Here is a 20,462-nt window from a genome sequence, read left to right on the forward strand (position 1 = left end):
TGGCCCGCCACGCCATTTATGGCGGGCCATGGCGGCGGTCGGATCGTGTCAGCAAAGGTCAGCGGGACCGGTATTGAGTGGGATCGGCCGCCGTCTTCACCCAGGGCCTGAACGGATACGCGTGCTTGCGTCACGCATGACAAGGATAGGACACGGCGAAGATGACGGAGCACACGATCGGGATCGACATTTCCAAATCCCACCTCGATGCAATCGATCTGGAGGGGAATGAGGCGAGGCAGTTCGAGAATTCGGCACAGGGTGTGCGCGCCCTGCAGAAATGGCTGGACACAATGGACGTGACGCGCATCGTGTACGAGGCGACAGGGCCTTATCATCGTCGGCTGGAGACGGCTCTCTCGGGCAAGTTCCCGCTCGTGAAGGTCAACCCTCTGCAGGCGCGGCGCTTCGCGCAGGCCGTCGGAACGCATGCCAAGACCGATGCGGTGGATGCCCGCTGTCTGGCGCGCATGGGGGCCGCGTTGGGCCTGGAACCCGACGAGCCCGTTTCGGAAAATTTGCGCGATCTTCGTGACTTGCAGACGGCACGAGCCGCGCTGATCAAGGAGCGGGGGCGTCTGCGCAATCGCCGCCTGATCCTGACCAGTGCCCTGCTGAAGCGTCAGACGAATGCACGCCTCACCCTGGTCGAACGGCAGCTCGGCGAACTCGACGCCGAGATCGCACGGCGCATTGCCGAGGACACGACGAGCGCACGCAAGCGCGACATCCTCAGCTCGATCCCCGGAATCGGGCAGATTGCCGCCGCTGCCATTCTCACCTTCTTCCCGGAAATCGGCACGCTGGGCCGAAAGCAGGCCGGGAGTCTGGCCGGGCTGGTTCCACATAACAGGGAGTCGGGCCAATGGAAGGGCAAGTCCTTCATCAGCGGCGGACGAAAGCCGCTGCGCGATGCGCTCTACATGCCTGCTCTCGTCGGCATGCGGTTCAACCGGGATCTCAAGGCCAAGTATCTGCAGCTGCGCGAAGCCGGAAAACCCGCGAAAATCGCGCTCGTCGCGCTCATGCGGAAGCTGATCGAGATCGCGAACGCCCTGGTCAAAGCCGACCGCTTCTGGGCCGAGAAACCCGCTTGCGCATGACGGATACTCAATAGCCGCAATCACCCGACCGCGAAGGTCGCCGCTCAGGCTCCTCGTCATCTTCGCCCCCTGGCAAATCACCGGCGTCAGTGAATCGGACAAACCGACCGCGTGAATCCCAAAACCGACTCTGCGGCGCGCCGAGGCTCAAGGAACGACGGGAAGTAGCTGCCCGTGCGCAACTTCGGGATGCGCAGCTCCACGTTCCCGGCGCGTGTCTGCCGTCGACGGATACGTCGACCGGTCGCGGTCGCCGTTCCTCTGCGCCAGGCGTTCGGGGCTCTTCTCGCGATAGGCGGCGCCGGTCTGGCCGCCCATCTCGAGCTCCATCAGCCGCCCGGCGGCGAAGCCGATCATCTCGCGCAGCAGATCCGCATCGCCGCTTTTCTCTACGAGCTCTCTCAGGTCCGTTACGGGTTTGGTCATCGGGGTCATCCCTCGGTTCAGGTTGGCCGTCGCAACCCGACCCTGCCGACAAACCCGATGGCCGCCTCAGATACACCATGCCTTGGGATATGACCGATCGGCAGTGTGGGATGCCCACGATAACCGACAACAGAATGACGCTGATCGAGCTGGTTGAGAAGCAAGCTGAGGGCGACTTCGTACGCGAGATGCTGGCCTTTGCGACTGACCGGATCGTGGAGGCGGAGGTGGAGGAGCGCAGCTTTGCCGGAGCCTGGGGTTCACGCTCTTTGCATGGCAGAGCCGAGATGAGCATCGAATTCTGTAATAATTATAGACAAAAAATACGCATAAAACCCCCGATATGCCGCGAATATCCTTTCTTTACGTTACAACTATTGACAAATTTGACGTCGACGCTTAGCAACGCTTCTGATCTCTTGGGAAGGAGAAATCGGGAGAACTCATTTGCCGAGCGCCACAAAAGGTTGTGCGGGTCTTTTACGCTGAACGTCGCAGGTCGGAAACGGGCCGTTGTGCCCATCCTGACGCGCTGGCCTGCATGGCTTGCGACATGGCCTGGTGCAGTTCCGGCGAACCAACCTGACCGTTTCAACCGCGGCAATGCTGGCCAACCGACCGTCAGGTTCACAGGCGTGTCGGAGAGCCAGGTCATCGGGCCTGGCGCAGAAGCGGCTGAAGGGCAGTCGATCGAGTTTTTTCGGCCGTTTTCCCTCGTGCCGGAGAGCGGAGCGGATTTGCGAAAACCATGGCCGCAAGGGGCCAGATGACAGGAATACGGATATGAGCGATTACATCTTGTCGAGTGAGACGCGCGCGAAGTTGAGGAAGGTCTCGACGGCCTCTGTCGCGACGGCTCTGTACAAGCGCGGTCTGCGCAACCAGTTCGTGCAGGGTGTCGTGCCGATGGAGCGCAAGCCGGTCACGATGGTCGGACAGGCCTTCACGCTGCGTTATATTCCCGCCCGTGAGGACCGCAACCCGCTGACCGTGTTCCGCGAGCGCGACCACAAGCAACGTGTGGCGGTCGAGACCTGTCCCGAAGGTCAGGTGCTGGTGATGGATGCCCGCAAGGACAGGCGTGCGGCCACGGCCGGATCGATTCTCGTCACCCGCCTGGGGCAACGCGGCGTTGCCGGCGTGGTCTCGGACGGAGGTATGCGCGACGCGGCGGCCATCGCGGCCCTGGACATGCCGGCCTACTTTGCCTGTCCCTCGGCGCCGACAAACCTTACCCTGCATGAGGCCGTGGATATCAACGTGCCGATTTCCTGCGGCGATGCACCGGTCTTTCCGGGCGACGTGATGCTGGGCGACGGTGACGGCGTGATGGTGATCCCGGCCCATCTGGCCGACGAGATCGCAGAGGAATGCACGAACATGGAATCCTATGAGGATTTTGTGCTGGAGCAGGTAAACGCGGGCGCCGGGATCATCGGTCTCTATCCGGCGACGGACGACGAAAACCTCGTGAAATACGATGCATGGCGTGAACGGACAGGACGATAGCATGACCTTCATTCCACACGGAAATCACTTGATCGCAGGCGCGCGGGTCGGCTCGGAGGCGCGGTTCTTTTCTGCTCCGGCAACCGGCCGGGGCTTCGAGTTTTCGGCCGGTTCCGCCAAGCTTGTGGCCGAAGCCTGCGCCGCGGCCCATGCGGCATTTCCGGACTTTGCCGCCACCCCGCGCGAGCAACGCGCGAAGCTGCTGGAAGCGATCGCAGAAGAGATCGAGGCGCGCGGCGACCAGATTACCGAAATCGGATGTATGGAAACCGGACTTCCGGAAGCTCGCCTGCAGGGCGAGCGCGGCCGGACCACCGGTCAGTTGCGCCTTTTCGCTGCCCATATTCGTGACGGCGGGTATCTCGATCGTCGCCATGACCCGGCCTTGCCCGATCGCAAACCTCTTCCCCGTCCCGATCTGCGGTTGATGCAGCGTCCGGTGGGCCCGGTCGCGGTCTTCGGCGCATCCAATTTTCCGCTGGCATTCTCGGTGGCCGGTGGTGATACCGCCGCCGCGCTGGCCGCAGGGTGCCCGGTCGTCGTCAAAGGTCACGGCGCGCATCCGGGCACGGGCGAAATCGTCGGTGACGCGATCGTTGCGGCGCTTGAAAAGCTTGGCATGAGCGCGGGTATCTTCAGCCTCGTCCAGGGGGGCAGTCGTATCGTGGGCGAGGCGCTTGTCACAGATCCGCGGATCAAGGCCGTGGGCTTCACCGGCAGCCTTGCCGGCGGACGCGCACTCTATGGTCTTTGCGCATCGCGACCAGAACCGATTCCGTTCTTCGGCGAGCTTGGCAGCGTCAACCCCATGTTCGTCTTGCCGCAGGCCGCTGCCGCCCGGGGTGCGGATCTGGGGGCGGGATGGGCGGCGAGCCTGACCATGGGCGCCGGGCAGTTCTGCACCAATCCCGGTATTGCCATCGTGGTTGACGGGAAGGGCGCCGATGCTTTCGTCCAATCCGCGGCCGAGGGCCTCGAGGGCGTGGCAGAGCAGACCATGCTGACGGACGGGATCGCCGACGCCTATCGCAATGGCGTCCGCCGGGTGTCGGAAGGCGCAGGGGTCAGATCGCTGCTGACCACATCCTGTCAAGGTCGGAATGCCGCACCGTATCTTTTCGAAGTTTCGGCCAGCGAGTGGATGATCAACCAGGATCTGTCGGAAGAAGTGTTCGGACCGTTGGGGCTGGTCATCCGGGCAAGGGACGCGGCGCAGATGAGAGAGGTCGCCGAAAGCTTCAAGGGACAACTGACCGCGACGCTTCAGATGGATGATGGTGATATCGAACTTGCCCGGGACTTGTTGCCGGTGATGGAGCGAATGGCCGGTCGTGTTCTGGCCAATGGATTTCCGACCGGCGTCGAGGTCTGCGACGCCATGGTTCATGGAGGTCCGTATCCGGCCAGCACAAACTTTGGCGCCACCTCTGTCGGCACACTTTCCATCCGCCGCTTCCTGCGGCCTGTGTGCTACCAGAACCTTCCCGAAGAACTGTTGCCGGACGACCTGGTGAATGTCTGACCTGGCAGGTCACGGCCCCACCGACCCGTCACCACGCCTTCGTGATTGGCGGGTCGATCTTTCGAGTTCGGTCGCCGGGCTCTGCTGAAGCCTCTTGTGGCGTTGTCACGCCGCGATCCGGCCGATGGCGGTGATCGGCGGGCCTTGCAGCTTTTGCCAATGCCCGCCGCGCTGGCCGAAGCAGCCTGTCAAGTTGTATATATTATATACAGATTTCTGCTTACACCCCGGAATAATCGGCCTTTATCGATGATTTTTCCGTTGAGTTGTAATAAGTAGTTAGTATGATGGGCAGAGTTCTTGGGGGCAAGTCTACTGCGCCGAAGGCGACGATCGGCGGAAGCACGGGTTCGTGTGTGAGGATGTTCCAGCCGAGCGTTCCACTCGCGATCCCATCAAATTTCTGGAGGAGGAACAGGTCATGTTTTTGAAAAGCTTGAAAAGCAGAATAATCTTGGCACTTGGTGCCTGCATCATCGGCACCTCGGCAGTCGCGGCGGAATTTCCCACCCGTGATATCCGCCTGATCGTTCCGTGGCCCGCCGGCGGCGGTGCTGATTCGATTTCGCGCAAGATCGGCAACATCGCCGAACAAGACCTGCCGAAATCGATCTATGTCGAGAACATCGCCGGCGCCCTGACCGCGACTGGTCTGATTCAGATGACGAATTCGCGTCCTGACGGCTATACGGTCGGGGTCCTGACCTATGACAGCGTCATCACCTTGCCGCGCGGCCAGATGGTGCCCGGCTATTCCCTGGACAACATGACGCCGATCGCCCGCATCACGACCGAAGCCGATGCGATCGTCGTTTCAAAAAGCTCCGGTATCGACAGCTTCGAGGAACTGGTCGAAGCGGCCAAGGCGAAGCCTGGAACCGTGCGTGTCGGCGTCGCTCCGAAAGGATCGGGTCCGTATCTGTCGGTCATCCAGCTCGAAAAGCTGCTGGAAGTCGATTTCAACGTTATCACCTATGCCGGATCTTCCAGCGCGGAGGCAGAAGCCCTTCTGTCGGGCGAACTCGATGCAGCGATTTCCAGCCTGGGCGATTTCAGCGGCATCATTTCGTCGGGTGATGCCAAAGGCGTGGTCGAACTGACCTCGGTGCAAAACATGACCTATACGGACGTGCCAACGATCAGCTCCAAGGGTTACGACCTGCAAACCGGTAGCTTCATCATTCTGGCAGCGCCGAAAGACACGCCCGAAGAGGCCGTCACGACGCTCGAAACCGTGTTCAAGACGGCCTATGACAGCCAAGAATTTCAGGATTGGCTGAAACAGGTTGGGGTTACTCCGGATTGGCTCGGCTCTGACGAGGTCAAGATCTGGATGGGCGAACTTCAGGACAAGACGTTCAAGCTCATGGACGAACTGGACCTCTGATCCTTGCAGGGACCCAAGCCTCCGATCTGGTATCGGAGACTTGGGCCCGGCCGAGGCTTGCCGTGGCGGTGGAGGATGTCGCCCGAACCAACGACGTCATCCCATGCTGGCAACGCGGCGGGTTGGCGCATCCGTGATCCAACGATTTTCTTCATACCTGAACGCATGGGCAGGCGCTTCGCGCCGACGCGCCGTTCCACCCCCAGTCCCGGAGAAGACGATGCTCGTGAAAAGGCCGCCGCTATTTCTCTATGTCACTCTTGCAGTGTCTGTCGGATACTTCATTTCCGCGATCGGTTTGGGTGCGCCCGTATCCGAAAGCGGATTGACGCCCTCGTTCTTTCCCATCCTGGTGGGAGGCGCCGCAATCGTCTTTTCCAGCATTCTCATTCTTCAGAAGATCCGCACCGAACCCAAGGAACCCGGTGCAAGTGGACCTCGAAACTTCACCCATCTCTGGGTTGTCCTGGCCATCTTCATCTACATCATTGCCTTCAAGCCTGCCGGATATTTCATCTCGTCGGGAATTTTCGTTTTCGTGCTTGTCGTGCTTTTCTCTTCTTTTGAAAAGCTGCTGCAGAAGGCTGTCATATCCGTGGCGATTGTCGTGATCGCCTACGTCATGTTCCAGCAATTGTTCGGGGTCCGGCTCCCGACTTTGTGGGGTTAGATCATGGATTTCATCTTACTTGTCATCAGCAGCAGCACCCTGCTCCTGGATCCGCTGAACCTGACCTATGTCGTCATGGGCTTCGTGATCGGAACCATCTTTGCGGCGATTCCGGGCCTGACCGCGACGCTGGCGATGGCCCTGCTGCTGCCGGTCACATACACGCTCAGTGTTGAAACAGCGCTCATGGCCTCTGCCAGCATCTATATGGCCGGCATGTGCGGGGGCAGCATCACCGCGGTCACGATCAATATTCCGGGCGCGCCATCGTCGATGATGACCGCGCTGGACGGCTATCCCATGCAACAGAAGGGCAAGGGTGCGTTGGCGTTGGGTCACGCGGCCCTGGGTTCCATGTTCGGCGGCGCGTTGGGGGCGCTGCTGCTGATCGCGGTCGCGCCATTCGTGGCCGAGGTTTCCCTGCTCGTCAAGACGACCGGCAAGTTCTCGCTGCTGGCCTTTGCCATCGTCGTCGTCGTGATTGCGCAGCGCGGCCGCATCCCCCAGGCCGGGCTGGCAGCCTGCATTGGCCTCATGCTTGCAACCATCGGCCTCGACGCGATGGAACCGATCACCCGGTTCACCTATGGCTACAGCAACCTGACCGCGGGGATCGACCTGATGCCCGTCATCATCGGGACATTCGCCATCGCCGAAGTGCTGATCCAGGCGAGTTCGACCAATGACATCGCCGCTGCAACGGCGGCCGCGGAAAAGGTCAGGATCAGACGGCGGGATTTTCTGCCGCCGCTTTCCGAGATTCGCAAGATCGGGTTCGTCTGCTATCTCAAATCCAGCCTGATCGGCTATTTCGTCGGGACGCTGCCGGGTGCCGGAGGATCGATGGGTTCGTTTCTCGCCTATACCGAGGCGGTCCGAACATCTTCCGAGCCGGAAACCTTCGGCAAGGGAAATCCCAAAGGCATCGCAGCCTCTGAAAGTGCCAACAATGCCGTCTGTGGCGGTGCCATGGTTCCGATGCTGACCTTCGGGATTCCCGGCGATCCGATCACTGCCATCATGCTCGGCGTCCTGGTCATCAACGGCATCCAGCCCGGCCCGCAACTGATGTCGGATCAGGCCGGGCTGATAGCCCCGATGCTGGCAACCCTGCTGTTCAGCGCGGTCGTGCTCATTCCCCTGACGCTCTATCTGATCGGTCCGTATTTCATCAGGATCGTCTCCGTCCGCAAGGATGTTCTCTACGCGGTCATCACCATCCTGGCCGTCGTGGGAAGCTATGTTTCCACCTATTCGACCTTTCAGATGTTCATGGCTCTGGGCATGGGTGTTCTGGCCTTCCATCTGAGGCGCAACGGCTTTCCGGTGATCACGATGCTGCTCGGCTATATTCTGGGCCCCAATCTTGAGGAATTTTTGCGGCGATCGCTGGCCTTGTCCAACGGCGATCCAACGACTTTCCTCACGAACCCCGACAGCCTGTTCTTCGTCCTGCTGACGCTGGTCTTTATCTACTTCCTCGTCATCAAGAAACCGGGCAAGAAATTGGCGGCGGTTCCGCCCAACTGACGCGCACCTGCCTTGATGCCTTGCGCGCCCGCCCGCCGGGGACCGTGGCAGCCTCAGACGATACGATCGAACCCCGTGCGGCAAGACTCGCAAGACCGGGTTCGTTATCAGGCGATCTGTCCGGGCCTCAAGCTTCGCTCTGACCTGATGCAGGCCCAAAGCGTCAGGACCGACAAGGTGGCGGAAACGATCAGATATCCCTGGATTATGATGAACAGCGTATCGGGGCGGGCGACCGGCCCATAGGGCGACAGGATCAGCGGAAGAACGGCCCAGGCCAGGGCTGGACCAGCGAAGATCAGCGGAACGCCGATGAGGGCGCGGCCCGACAGGATCCAGCCCAGCCCGGGAAAGCCTGTCACGGCTCCGATCGTTTCCGGCAAGAGCAGTGCTGCGATCGGAACCTGGCGCAGCCAGCGTGGTCGCGGCCCGTCGTGCCGGGCCATTTCGGCCTTGACCATGCGCCAGCCTGCGGCCCGTTGCACCGGTGTCGCGCGCCATACGAAGCCCAGCAACAGCGCCGCCGCACGGGCATAGAGAAAAGCGCCCGCGATGACGCCCGAGGCGAAGAACCAGGCCCAAAGCCCCGGTTGCGGTTCTGCCCCGGAACGGATCGCCTGTCCGGCTGCGATCGCTCCGGCCAGGGCGCCAAGATAATACAGCGCCACGCCCGCGCCCATCAGTCTTGCCAGACGCAGGTCGAATTCCGGCGCGGGATCGGCCCCGAGGATCGGACGGCCGATGCGCAGCATCAGGCCGGTCAGGATCGTCAGAACGCCGCCCAGCATGTTGACCTGGGCATGGGTTCGCGCGACGGCGACACCGGCGCTGCCCGCCTCGACCATCCAGTTCTTGACCTCCGGCAGAATCTGCAGCGCGCCCTGCATCGTTCCCGCGATCAGGATCGCCACGCCGAGGCAGATCAACCCCGAGCCCGCGCGTCGCCCGATGCCCCGGGCAAAGCGCATGACGATGGCGCCCAGCAGCGACCACAGGCCGAACAGGACGACGCCTGCGGATGCTGCAAGCGGAATGCTGTGCCAGAGGCCCAGCCGTTCGGTCGCCTGCGCGAAGCCGAGACCTTCGGTCACGATCAGCTTGCCCTCGGTCAGGCCGAGAACCAGAAAGGCAAGATACAGCGCCACCGATCCTGGCCCCAGCGTCCAGAACACGCGCGCGGCCATGCGGCGACCGTGCGATCCCTGGGCGGGCGGGTCTGCGAGGGCGAAGACAAGGCCGCCGATCAGCATCATGACCCCGGTCAGAAGGTTGACATGGGCATGCGAGATCGGATCGATGTAGCGTCCGGCCACTCCGGCAGCGGCAAGCCATTCCTCGTTGTCCGGCATGACCTGCAGAACGCCCTGCACCGTGCCGACCAGCAGACCGATGGTGCCCAGCACGAAGAAACCGGCAAGATGCGCAAGCGGTCGCGCACCGGCGACCCGGCGCCCCAGCCAGCAGGTTGCCAGCACGTTGATGACGAAAATCCAGTAGCCCACGCCCATCAGCGTCGCCGCGCCCGCCGTCGGCAGCGTCCGCCAGATGCCAAGCGCGTCCGATGCCTCGGCGTCGGTCATGCCGCCATGCACCAGCGCGCCCATCGTCACGCCGCCGAACAAGTTGATCAGATAGAACCCCCCGGCGCCCAGAACCGTGCCCCAGAACGCCAGCTGGGCCAGCGTTCCGCTGTAGAGGGGGCGTTGCACAACCCGCGGCAGGACATACCATGTCAGACCCGTCACCGCGATCGTGCCACCCATGACGATCACCATGTGGCTGTAGGCGATGTTGGCGGCCAGGTGGCCGCCGCGTCCGGCCTGTGCCAGCCAGCGGGCCACGGGTGGCAGCGACTTGACCGCAAGGTGCAGGCTGCCCACAAGCAGCGCCGCGGCGACGGTCAGCGCATATTTCGTCAGGGCGCCGTCATAGCGCGCGATCTCGGCGGCGGAAAAGGTCTCGGCCTCGGCGCGCGGACCGGCACGCGGGACGAGCCGGAAGACAAGCAGCGACGCCGCCGCCAGGAAAAGCACGAACAGCAAGGCATCGAGGTTGGATATGTCTTCGACGCGCATCGCTCAGCGCAGGCCCGGCTGCAACGCGAAGATCGCCAGGTGATAGCCCAGCGAAACGGCGATCATCGCCGCCAGGATCAACCAGTCCCCGATCTGCGCCCGACGGCTCCAGCGGTCGTCCTCGACTTGAAAGGATTGGTCGATCTCGTCGTCGCTGAAGGGGCGCGGCAGGTCCACCGGTGGTGCGTCGGTCACTGAAATCTGCGCCATGATCTTGCCCTTCCGTCGCTTCAGATGAAATGCTCGAACGTCTCCGAGCGCATGTCGCCGGGCTCTGCCCCGGTCGCGGCGATCATCCGCTCGGTTTCCCAGCGGCAATCCGCGAACTCTTCCAACTGCTCCCGGGTCAGCCAGGTGACGCGCACATGCATTCTCAGTGCGCCGTTCCCGGTCGTGCGCGCCATCACGTCGCTTCCGGCATATCCCGGCAGATCCTGAAGCACCGGCTTCCAGGATTCGAGCAGCGGCTGTACCCGCGCCCATGTATCCCCGGACAGCGTGGCGGTGGTGACGTAGCTATAGGAATGACCTTCGGCCATGGACCCACCTCAATAGATGATACCGCGGAAGATCGCCGTGACCGCGAAATAGGCCGCATAGACCGTCGTCGCGGTCCAGACGACATAGGAAAACAGCCGTATCATGCCCGCCCGCTCGGTCAACTGGCCGGCGAAAGAGGTCAGTTCGGTCAGTTCGGCGCGCTGACGGAATGTCAGCCGCATCAGGAAGACAACCGAAAAGAAGAATGCAATCAGGGTGACCGCGAACAGCACCTCATAGATCGGCCCGCGCCACAGGATCTCGGTGCGATCGGTCGGGATGCGATCCATATACTGGGCATAGATATAGCGGTTGATCGCATCCACCGTCGCGGGATCACTTCCACTGGGCTGCATCACCGTCCTCCTTCGCCCATTCGGGCGTGTAATAATCGGGCTCTTCGACCGAAAGCAGCGGATATTTCGCCTCTTCCATGCCGACGAACATTCCCCGCCGGACCGCGATCAGGAACACCACCAGCGCCGCGCCGGCAAAGGACAGGAACGACAGCAGCATCCAGTCCGCCATGACGAACTCCGCGCCCTTTGGAGAGACGCTGGCCCATGCCGGTGCGGCGGCCATGGCGAGGGCGGAGGCCGCGGCGCAGGCGGCGGCCGTTTGGCGCGGTTGAAAATGATCAGGGTGCATGGAACACCAGCCCTTCCATATCCTGCAGTTCGGCAAGCGCGGGAATCGCCTCGCCGCGCGCCGTGGCGTCGTCGTATCGGCGCTGGATGTCGGCCCGGTACAATCCGCCGATCACCCCGGCGAGCCGGTCAAGGGTGATGGGCAGCTTGCCGCCGACATAGATCGTGTCGTTCGCGGTCATGCCGGGCGCGATCCAGCGCGCGGCCTGCATGAACGGGTCATCGGTCTTCGGCAGGTCGGTATAGGTCTCGTCGATCGGGTTTTCCGCGATATAGCGCAGCGCGGTTTCAGGGGGATTCCAGCGTTCGTACATTTCGACGGTGGGCAGGGTTTCCTTCAGTCCGCCATTGGGGATGGTGCGCAGGAACATCACCGTGCGCCAGATCTCGGCGACCGACAGGCGGGTGCCGAAATTCTCCATCGCGGTGCCGGGCCCGGCGGTCAGGATGCGGTGATACATCATGCCGCTGGAGGTGCCGGTGTCATAGGGCAGGTTGGTCTGGGTGAAATCGAAGGGCTTGACCTTCAGCCGCTCGGCGCCCGGCCCCTTGCCGTCACCATTGCGGCCATGACAGCCCGCGCAGCGCTGTATATAGGTCGCCTTGCCGCGCATCAGGTTCTCGGCATTGACCTCCAGCGGGTTGTCGGTCAGCCAGTAGGATCGCGAGAAGCTGTTCATGTGCCAGACGTCCATCCAGCTCATGCCGCTTGGTGCCTTGTCCTTGGGCGTGCCGTTCTCGCGCAGCTCGCCCGTGCCGCGCAACTGCGCCACCAGATCGGCCACCGGCACGCCGGGATCGTCCAGACCCGCCTTGCCGGCATTGAGCCGCATCAGGTAGTTGCCGGTCTGCGTCGCCGCATAGCGCAGTGCCGCAAGCTTGCCGCCCTGGCTTTGCGTATAGCTGATCAGCGCATCGGTCTCGTCGGCGCTGAGAAAGCTGAAGCGGGGCATCACCGACATCGGTGTGGTGCTGCGCGCGTTCCAGTAATGCGAGCGGTGCCAGCCATCCGGATGGGTGCCGCCTTCGTTCGACATGTCCGGCCCGGTGCGGATACTGCCCAGCGTGTTCGGGCTCTGGCTGATGCCGGCATAGTCGCCCGGCTGCGAGGCGCGCGCGTAAAGCGCCGAGGATCCGGTGAAGACATCCTGCGGCCGGCTGAAGCCGCTATGGCAATAAACGCAGCCATTGGCCAGATAGACGGCGCGGCCTGATACCTGGGTATCGTCCAGCGGCAGCCAGTTGGGCGATACCTGTGGCTTGTAGGTGCTGGTGGGCAGGACGACCACCGAAAACACCACGGTGAAAAAGGCCAGAAGCCCGCCGATCGCCACCATGCCGGGGGTCATCAGCATCCGGCGGCCACGATGTGCGCGCAGCAGCTTTTCGGGGTAGGGGGGGTGTTCGGGGATGCGGTTGCGGTTGTCCATGTCGCTACTCTCCCGGCTCCAGGGCCACGGCACGGCGGAAGGCGCGGCGGGTGCCGGCGCTCGTATCGCTGAACACGGTGGCGACGACGTTCCATGCCAGGGTGAAGGTCGAGAACACGATCAGCGCGCCGAAGATCGCGCGGCCGATATATTGCGGCCGGATCATCGCCAGAACATTGACCTCGGGCTCGCCCCGCGCCCAGCTTTCGCCTTGCAGGAAGCTGGCGATGGTCAGCACCCAGAAGAAGCCGAAAAAGCCCGTCAGCAGCAGCCAGTAGGTCCATTCCGAAATCTTGCGGCTGTAGACCGGCCGCCGCGCCATCTGCGGCACCATGTATTCGATCAGCCCCATGCCGAAGAAGGTGAACGCCCCCAGCAGCGCCAGATGGGCGTGCGCGACGATGAAATTGGTGAAGTGGATCATCTTGTTGAACGCCGGCACCGCCATGAAAGAGCCCTGCACGTTGACCAGGAAATAGAACAGGAACCCGGTCAGCATGAAGCGCAGCGGAATGTTGACGAAGAACTTGTCCCAGTTGCCGCGCATGGTCAGCCAGATATTGCCCACGAAGGCGAAGACCGGAACCAGCAGCATGATCGAGTTGACGGTGGCGAAGGTCTTCAGCCAGCCGGGGATGGGCGCCTGCAACAGATGGTGGTGCCCGACCCCGGTGTAGAAGAAGGCGATGCCCCAGAACGACACCAGCGACAGGGTGTGGCTGTAAAGCGGCGTTCGGGTGATCTTGGGCACGAAGTAATACATCAGCCCGACCATCATCGGCGTCAGCCACAATCCGAACAGGTTGTGGTTTCCCCACCAGTTCAGCATTCCGTCGGCCAGCGGGTCTTCCAGCGCGCCGGACAGCCGCGCCCCCGGAATGCCGTTGCCCAGCAACGTGCCCGGCCGCCACATCACGTTGACGATGAAATAATCTGCGGCCAGCCAGATCGGGCTGGCGACGCTCCACCAGACGGTGACGTAAAGCGGCCTGATCCGCCGCGCCAGCACCGTCATCAGGATAATGTAGATGTTGATCAGCAGCACGACCACCACCGCCACATCGACCGGCCAGATCAGTTCGGTATATTCACGCCCCTGGGTATATCCCATCGACAGCCCGGCAAAGCCCGCGGCCATCGTCAGGTTCCACGCCCACGCCATCCAGACCGCAAGGCTTTCGCCCCACATTTCCCGCAAGCCCAGAAGCCGCGGCAGGACATAGAAGGCACCGCCGAAATACATCATCGACAGCCAGGCGAAGATGACCCCGTTCACGTGGATCGGCCGGATCCGGCTGAAGACCAGATAGGGGATGCCGGCAAAGATGTTCGGCGCGATCAACTCGGTCGCGATGGTCAGGCCGACCAGGGTGACGAACATCAGCCAGAAGACGGAACTGTAAAGCCAGGTTCGCGCGGCACGGTCGCTGTAATGATGGATCGGTTCCAGCAGGTCGCTTGGATGTCGGCCGGAGGGTGGCATGTCCCGGGTACTGGTTATGTCCGTCACGACATTCCTCCCCTTCCGTTCGGCGGGGTCGCATGTTCCGGGCAGTTTTCCGCCATGCGCCGTCCGGTCGAAAAAACGGCGGTGTCGAAAGGCTTTAGCCGGAGCGAGAGTCGGCCCCGCAGGCACGTCGCTCGCATTTTTTGCATCAGTCAACCATTTCCAGGACGCGCGCCGACGATGCCAAGGGCGGTCGTGGCCCGCCCTCCGCGCGCGCTTCGTTCCGTCGCCACCGACCATTGCGGGCGGTCTCGCATCGCCCGATCACGGACACGGCGCGCGTCGGCGCCGGACAAGGGCGGCGCCGCTGATCCGGGATTTCGTCTTTCGCGGGAACGGTCAGCCATCACCTGCGTTGTTCGCCGGGCGTCCTTGCGGATGCCGGATCACAAATCAGGACAGGAGAGTGCCGTGACCGACACCAGCAACAAGAGCGGTGAGGCGGGCGAGCTGCATCAGCGTGGCGGCAAGCCCTTGACCACCAATCAGGGCGTCGCGCTCAGCGACAACCAGAACAGCCTGAAGGCGGGCGCGCGCGGGCCTTCCCTTCTGGAAGACTTCATCCTGCGCGAGAAGATCTTTCACTTCGATCACGAGCGTATCCCCGAACGGATCGTGCATGCCCGCGGGTCGGGTGCGCATGGCTATTTCGAATGCACCGATCCCATTCCTGAACTGACACGCGCCCAATTCCTGTCGAAGAAGGGCCGCACGCCGGTCTTTACCCGCTTTTCCACCGTCGCGGGCGGGGCGGGCAGCGTCGACACCCCCCGCGATGTCAGGGGTTTTGCGGTCAAGTTCTATACCGAAGAGGGCAATTTCGATCTGGTCGGCAACAATATCCCCGTGTTCTTCATCCAGGACGCGATCAAGTTTCCCGATCTGATCCACGCCGTGAAGATGGAGGCCGATCGGGGCTATCCCCAGGCCGCCACGGCCCATGACACTTTCTGGGATTTCGTCTCGCTGATGCCCGAATCGCTGCACATGATCATGTGGGCGATGTCCGACCGGGCGATTCCGCGCAGTCTCCGCATGATCGAGGGTTTCGGGATCCACACCTTCCGTCTGGTCAATGACGAGGGCAAGTCCACCTTTGTCAAGTTTCACTGGAAGCCACGGCTGGGGCTTCAGAGCCAGGTCTGGAACGAGGCGGTCAAGACAGCGGGCGCCAACCCGGACTATCACCGACAGGATCTGTGGGAGGCCATCGAACGCGGCGATCATCCCGAATGGGATCTGGGCATCCAGGTCTTTGACGCGGATTGGGCCGCCCGGCAGCCATATGACGTCCTGGACGCGACCAAGCTTGTTCCGGAAGAGGATATCCCGGTGCGCGTCGTCGGCCGGATGGTGCTGGATCGCAATCCCGACAACTTCTTTGCCGAGACCGAGCAGGCGGCCTTCTGTCCCTCGCATGTGGTGCCGGGCGTCGACTTTACCGACGATCCGCTGTTGCAGGGGCGGCTGTTCAGCTATCTGGACACCCAGAAATCGCGGCTGGGAACCGCCAATTTCCATCAATTGCCGATCAATGCCCCGAAATGCCCGATGCAGAATTTCCAGCGTGACGGGATGATGCAGATGGCGGTGCCCAAGGGACGGGCCAATTATGAACCCAACAGTCTTGCCGAAGCCGGCGAGGACGGCGGTCCGCGCGCCGTGGATCGGGGTTTTGCGACCGCCCCTGCGATGACCGATCTGGGCAACTCGCCCGATGCCAAGCTGCGCGTCAGGCCCGAATTGTTCGGCGATCACTACAGCCAGGCGCGGTTGTTCTATCGCAGCCAGACCCAGGTCGAACAGCGCCACATCGCCGAGGCGATCACCTTCGAGTTGTCGAACGTGGGACTGGATCATGTCCGCAGCCGGATTCTGGGTCATCTGCGGGTGATCGACGAAGATCTCGCCGGCGCCGTGGCCCGCGGCCTGGCCGAAGATCTGCCCGCGGCCGCGACGCCGCAGCGGGCCCCGATCGACATGCCGCCCTCGGACGCGCTGTCGATCCTGAAGCGGTCGAAGCCCAGCCTCGCGGGCCGCAAGGTCGGGATTGTCATCGGCGCCGGGGGCGATTCCGCGCGCGCCAAGGCCATTCGTGAAGCGGTCGAAGCGGCCGGCGGCGTGGCGGTGATGATCGCAAGGCAGCGTGGCCATGCCGAGGCGCAACTTGCCGCCACGCCATCGGTTCTTCTGGATGCGATCGCCCTGGTGATCGGGTCAGAGGACGCACGGGCGCTGGCCAGCTACAAGCCGGCGATCGATTTCGTCTCGGACGCCTTCGCGCATCTGAAAGCGATCGCGGCCGAGGATGCGGCGAAACCGCTTCTGGATGCGGCGGGCGTCACCAGGGATGAGGGTGTCGTGGACCTGGACCCCGATGCCTTCGTCAAGGTCGCTGCACGGCGGTTCCATGATCGCGAGCGCGCGATCTGGTAGCGCGCATCGGGGCGGGGCAGTCCATCTCTGGACCGCGCCGGCCCTGCGGCCACCAGGCGGCCTGTATCTTCGAAAGTCCGGCGGGCGTTTTCGCCCGCCTGTTTGCCCGGATCGGCAGGCGCTGACCCCTGTCGCGGCCGGCAATATGCCTCACGCGAACGGCAGTCCCGTCCTTGACTGCGGGGCGACGGCAGGCGCCCATTCCGGCGCCGGAAGAAACGGTCCAAATGGGGGCCGGTTCAGGAACCATCGCGCCGCGCAAGGCGTATATTCTTCCGAAATGCCTTTGATCATTCTCGTGGACCCCGAGGGAAAGGACGGAAATGGCACCGCGCGCATTGTGGAAGGGTCAGCTTCGGCTGTCATTGGTCGCCATCCCCGTCGAGATCTATTCGGCCACGAAACCCGATGGCCGCGTGTCATTTCGCCAGATTCACCGGCCTTCGGGCAAGAAGGTGCGATATGAAAAGACCGTGCCCGAGATCGGACCAGTGGATGCGGCCGAAATCGTCAAGGGCTACGAGATCGGGGATGACGAATATCTGCTGATCGACCCCGAAGAAATCGACGCGATCAAGCTGGAGACGAAAAAGACCTTCGAACTGGTTCAGTTCGTCGATTTTCGCGATATACCGCCGATCTACTTCAACAAGCCCTACTACATCGTCCCTTCCGACGATCTGGCCGAGGATGCCTATCGCGTCGTGCGCGACGCGCTGCGGCAGACGAACAAGGTCGGGCTGGGCCAGGTGACGATGCGCGGCAAGGAATATCTTGCCGCCGTCAAGGCCTGTGGCGACGGCTTGTTGATGGAATCGCTGCATTACGAAAACGAACTGCGCGAGGCCGATCAGATTTTTACCGGTATCGAGGATGCACCCGCCGATGTCGAACTGGTCGAGGTTGCCACCTCGCTGATCGAACGCAAATCCGCGCCCTTCGACGCCACCGCCTATACCGACAAATATGCCGCGGCGCTGCGCGATCTGTTGGAGGCCAAGCGAAAGGACAAGAAAGCCCCACGAGTCCGCGACGACGCCGAACGTGAAGTTGCCGGCGGCGACAAGGTCGTCGATCTGATGAGCGCGCTGAAACAGAGCCTGAAGACCGCGCGGGCGGCCGACAGCAAGAAGCCGAAGCGCAAGAAGGCGTCGTGATGACCCGCCGCGGCGCTCGGCCGGCCGACCCTCTGGCCGAATACAACGACAAGCGCAATTTCACCCGCACCGGCGAGCCGATAGGCCGGATTCCGGCTGCCGCAGACGACAATCACCGCTTCATCGTGCAGAAACATGCCGCCTCCCACCTGCACTACGATTTCCGGCTGCAATGGAATGGCGTGTTGCTCAGTTGGGCTGTCCCCAAGGGCCCTTCCTCCGATCCGCGCGAAAAACGCCTTGCGGTCCGGACCGAGGATCATCCGATCGACTATGCCGGCTTTGAAGGCACGATCCCCAAAGGCGAATACGGTGCCGGAACGGTGATGCTGTGGGACGAGGGCACCTGGTCGGCGCAGGAGAATTTCGGGCAGGGCCTGAAGAAGGGCAAGCTGAAATTCACGCTTCAGGGCAGCCGGATGCACGGCGGATGGACCCTGGTGCGGATGCAGCGAAAGCCCGATGACAAGCGGGAAAACTGGCTGCTGATCAAGGAGATCGACGACGACGCAGGGGAGGAACCGGACGCGTTGACCGACCAGTTCGACGTCTCGGTCAGGACCGGCCGCCCGATGAAACGGATCGCGGCCGCGGTCGGTCCGGTCGCATCCGCGGCCGCGGATCGAAAACGCCGGGGCAAACGGCCGGCCTTCACCACGCCGCAGCTTGCCACGCTGGTCGACAAGCCACCCGAGGGTGACGATTGGCTGCACGAGACGAAGTTCGACGGCTACCGATGCCTTGCCGCGCTGGGTGGCGGAGGGACGCGGCTCTATACCCGCTCGGGCAAGGACTGGACGGATCGTTTCGGCCGCCTGGCCACGGCGTTCGACGCCTTGCCCTGCGACACCGCCCTGATCGACGGCGAGGTGATGGCCGATCGGATTCGGCAATCGGCCTTTTCATCGCTGCAACGCGCACTCAAGGAGGGGGGCGATCTGGTCTTTTTCGCCTTTGACCTGCTGCGCGTGGACGGCACCGACTTGACCGACGCGCCCCTGATCGAGCGGCGCGAACGATTGGCCGGCTTGCTGGCGGGTCTGCCGGCCGGCGGCGCGCTGCGGACAAGCGACCACGTCATCGGCCACGGCGCCCGGATCTTCGCCGCGGCTTGCGAGGCCGGGGGCGAAGGCACGGTGTCAAAGCGTCTCGACGCACCCTATCGCGGTGGACGCGCCAAGACCTGGCTGAAGACCAAGTGCACGCGACGGCAGGAATTCGTGATCGTGGGATTCAGCCCCTCGGACAAGAAGGGGCGGCCGTTCGCATCGCTTCTGGTAGCCTCGCACGAAGCCGGCAAGCTGCGCTACAAGGGTCGCGTCGGCACAGGCTTTTCCGAGGCCTCGATGAAGGATCTGTCTGCCGCCTTCACCCCCCGCAAGACCCCGCCGGTCGGTGATGTGCCCGCGGCCATCGCGCGTGGCGCATCCTGGCTGCGCCCTGACCTGGTGGCCGAAGTCGAGTTCACCGAATTCACCGCCGACGGCCATATCCGTCACGGCGCGTTCCTGGGATTGCGCCACGACAAGACCGCCGATCAGGTCCGGTTGGAGGAACCGATGCAACAGAACGAGGAAACCGGGATTCGCGGCATCCGCGTCACCCATGAGGGTCGCAGGGTCTTTCCGGAAGCGGGCTGCACCAAGGGCGATGTGGCGCGCCACTATGATCGTGTCGGCGAACGCATGATCGGGCTGATCGGTCAGCGTCCGCTGTCTCTGTTCCGCTGCCCTTCGGGGATCGACGGACAATGTTTTTTCCAGAAGCACGACACCGGCGGGATGCCCCGCGAACTGGGCCGCGTCGAAATCGGCGAAAGCGACGGGAATGTGGCCCGGTATCTCTATGCCACGGGCCCCGGCGGACTGGTCGCGGCGGCGCAGATGGGCACGCTGGAATTCCACGTCTGGGGGGCGCGTCGCGATCGTCTGGACAGGCCCGACCGCCTGGTCTTCGATCTGGACCCCGACGAGGGGCTGGGCTGGGACGCGGTGCGTACCGCGGCCTTCGACCTTCGCGAGGCCCTGGCAGGGATCGGGCTGAAGACGGGCGTCATCGTGACCGGTGGCAAGGGCGTTCACGTCTGGACCGCGCTGCGCCGCACACGGGGTTGGGACACGGTCAAGCTGTTTGCCAAGACCTTTGCCCATGCGATGGCATCGCGCGAACCCGAACGGTTCACAGCCTCCATGTCGAAGGCCCGTCGCAAGGGGCGCATCTTCATCGACTGGCTGCGCAACGAACGCGGCGCGACGGCCATCGCCCCCTATTCCGTCCGCGCGCGCGCGGGGGCGCCGGTCGCTGTCCCGGTCACCTGGACCGAGCTTCGCAAAATCGAGGCATCCGGCGGGTTTTCGATGGGCGACATGGCCGCGAGGCTGAAGTCCCGCTGCCCGGCGCTGGCCCTGCAGGAAGAGCGGCAGACCCTTTCCGATGGCGTGATCGACGGGCTGCAGCAAATGGTGGCCAAGGACTGAAAGCAGGAAGAATGTCGTCCGCGCGCGTGGATGCGGGTCTGGCAAC

Annotated in this window: 16 protein-coding genes and 2 pseudogenes; 10 read left to right on the forward strand and 8 right to left on the reverse strand. The window is 63.1% G+C overall.

Features of this window, described 5'->3' with window-relative positions; translation table 11 throughout:
• The first annotated feature begins 161 nt into the window (after positions 1–161).
• Positions 162–1,103, forward strand: a complete 942-nt coding sequence (locus AC13CR_RS09430) for an IS110 family RNA-guided transposase (protein ID WP_446237293.1) — start codon at positions 162–164, stop codon at positions 1,101–1,103.
• A 119-nt stretch (positions 1,104–1,222) separates the two neighbouring features.
• On the opposite strand, the pseudogene AC13CR_RS09435 reads toward AC13CR_RS09430, so the two are convergent.
• Positions 1,223–1,529: pseudogene (locus AC13CR_RS09435) on the reverse strand (transposase); the annotation flags it as partial.
• A 119-nt stretch (positions 1,530–1,648) separates the two neighbouring features.
• Between AC13CR_RS09435 and AC13CR_RS09440 the strand changes: the two are divergent.
• The 6 genes and pseudogenes from AC13CR_RS09440 to AC13CR_RS09465 form a co-directional block, all read left to right on the forward strand.
• Positions 1,649–1,798: pseudogene (locus AC13CR_RS09440) on the forward strand (IS256 family transposase); the annotation flags it as partial.
• 514 nt (positions 1,799–2,312) lie between these two features.
• The gene (locus tag AC13CR_RS09445) at positions 2,313–3,038 is read left to right on the forward strand and encodes a ribonuclease activity regulator RraA (RefSeq protein ID WP_482900453.1); all 726 of its coding nucleotides are present in this window, start codon (positions 2,313–2,315) and stop codon (positions 3,036–3,038) included.
• Between the two features lies 1 nt (position 3,039).
• Complete coding sequence (locus AC13CR_RS09450; RefSeq protein WP_292957985.1) at positions 3,040–4,560, forward strand: aldehyde dehydrogenase (NADP(+)); 1,521 nt, start codon at positions 3,040–3,042, stop codon at positions 4,558–4,560.
• 352 nt (positions 4,561–4,912) lie between these two features.
• Positions 4,913–5,947 carry a Bug family tripartite tricarboxylate transporter substrate binding protein gene (locus tag AC13CR_RS09455; protein ID WP_298856166.1) on the forward strand — a complete coding sequence of 345 codons (1,035 nt, stop codon included), beginning with the start codon at positions 4,913–4,915 and terminating at the stop codon, positions 5,945–5,947.
• A 103-nt stretch (positions 5,948–6,050) separates the two neighbouring features.
• Positions 6,051–6,617: a tripartite tricarboxylate transporter TctB family protein gene (locus tag AC13CR_RS09460; RefSeq protein WP_292957988.1), complete on the forward strand. Its 567-nt coding sequence runs from the start codon at positions 6,051–6,053 to the stop codon at positions 6,615–6,617.
• 3 nt (positions 6,618–6,620) lie between these two features.
• The gene (locus tag AC13CR_RS09465; RefSeq protein WP_292957990.1) at positions 6,621–8,147 is read left to right on the forward strand and encodes a tripartite tricarboxylate transporter permease; all 1,527 of its coding nucleotides are present in this window, start codon (positions 6,621–6,623) and stop codon (positions 8,145–8,147) included.
• 107 nt (positions 8,148–8,254) lie between these two features.
• Here AC13CR_RS09465 and AC13CR_RS09470 read toward each other — a convergent pair whose 3' ends face one another.
• From AC13CR_RS09470 to AC13CR_RS09500, 7 genes are read right to left on the reverse strand one after another with little or no spacing between them, the layout of a single operon-like run.
• Positions 8,255–10,222, reverse strand: coding sequence for a hypothetical protein (locus tag AC13CR_RS09470; protein WP_482900454.1), 1,968 nt, complete (start codon positions 10,220–10,222; stop codon positions 8,255–8,257).
• Positions 10,223–10,225: 3 nt separating this feature from the next.
• Positions 10,226–10,432 carry a hypothetical protein gene (locus AC13CR_RS09475; RefSeq protein WP_292957994.1) on the reverse strand — a complete coding sequence of 69 codons (207 nt, stop codon included), beginning with the start codon at positions 10,430–10,432 and terminating at the stop codon, positions 10,226–10,228.
• A 20-nt stretch (positions 10,433–10,452) separates the two neighbouring features.
• Entirely contained in the window at positions 10,453–10,761 is a 309-nt protein-coding gene (locus tag AC13CR_RS09480; RefSeq protein ID WP_292957996.1) for a hypothetical protein, read from the reverse strand.
• A 9-nt stretch (positions 10,762–10,770) separates the two neighbouring features.
• Positions 10,771–11,118 (reverse strand): hypothetical protein, encoded by a 348-nt coding sequence (locus tag AC13CR_RS09485; RefSeq protein ID WP_292957998.1) that lies wholly within the window; start codon positions 11,116–11,118, stop codon positions 10,771–10,773.
• Positions 11,099–11,344 carry a hypothetical protein gene (locus tag AC13CR_RS09490; RefSeq protein ID WP_292958000.1) on the reverse strand — a complete coding sequence of 82 codons (246 nt, stop codon included), beginning with the start codon at positions 11,342–11,344 and terminating at the stop codon, positions 11,099–11,101. The genes AC13CR_RS09485 and AC13CR_RS09490 overlap by 20 nt, the downstream gene beginning before the upstream one ends.
• Before the next feature lie 55 nt (positions 11,345–11,399).
• Positions 11,400–12,839 carry a cbb3-type cytochrome c oxidase subunit II gene (locus AC13CR_RS09495; RefSeq protein ID WP_482900455.1) on the reverse strand — a complete coding sequence of 480 codons (1,440 nt, stop codon included), beginning with the start codon at positions 12,837–12,839 and terminating at the stop codon, positions 11,400–11,402.
• 4 nt (positions 12,840–12,843) lie between these two features.
• Entirely contained in the window at positions 12,844–14,349 is a 1,506-nt protein-coding gene (locus AC13CR_RS09500) for a cbb3-type cytochrome c oxidase subunit I (protein ID WP_298856176.1), read from the reverse strand.
• 375 nt (positions 14,350–14,724) lie between these two features.
• On the opposite strand from AC13CR_RS09500, the gene AC13CR_RS09505 reads away from it, so the two are divergent.
• The 3 genes from AC13CR_RS09505 (at position 14,725) to ligD (ending at position 20,416) form a co-directional block, all read left to right on the forward strand.
• A complete protein-coding gene (locus AC13CR_RS09505; protein ID WP_446233539.1) occupies positions 14,725–16,782 on the forward strand; it encodes a catalase in 2,058 nt (685 codons plus the stop codon).
• A 323-nt stretch (positions 16,783–17,105) separates the two neighbouring features.
• Positions 17,106–17,939 carry a non-homologous end joining protein Ku gene (ku, locus tag AC13CR_RS09510; RefSeq protein ID WP_292958008.1) on the forward strand — a complete coding sequence of 278 codons (834 nt, stop codon included), beginning with the start codon at positions 17,106–17,108 and terminating at the stop codon, positions 17,937–17,939.
• Positions 17,939–20,416, forward strand: coding sequence for a DNA ligase D (gene ligD / locus AC13CR_RS09515; RefSeq protein ID WP_482900456.1), 2,478 nt, complete (start codon positions 17,939–17,941; stop codon positions 20,414–20,416). Before ku ends, ligD begins: the two co-directional genes overlap by 1 nt.
• The last annotated feature ends 46 nt before the right edge of the window (positions 20,417–20,462 follow it).

This window comes from Paracoccus sp. L-17 (assembly GCF_056857655.1).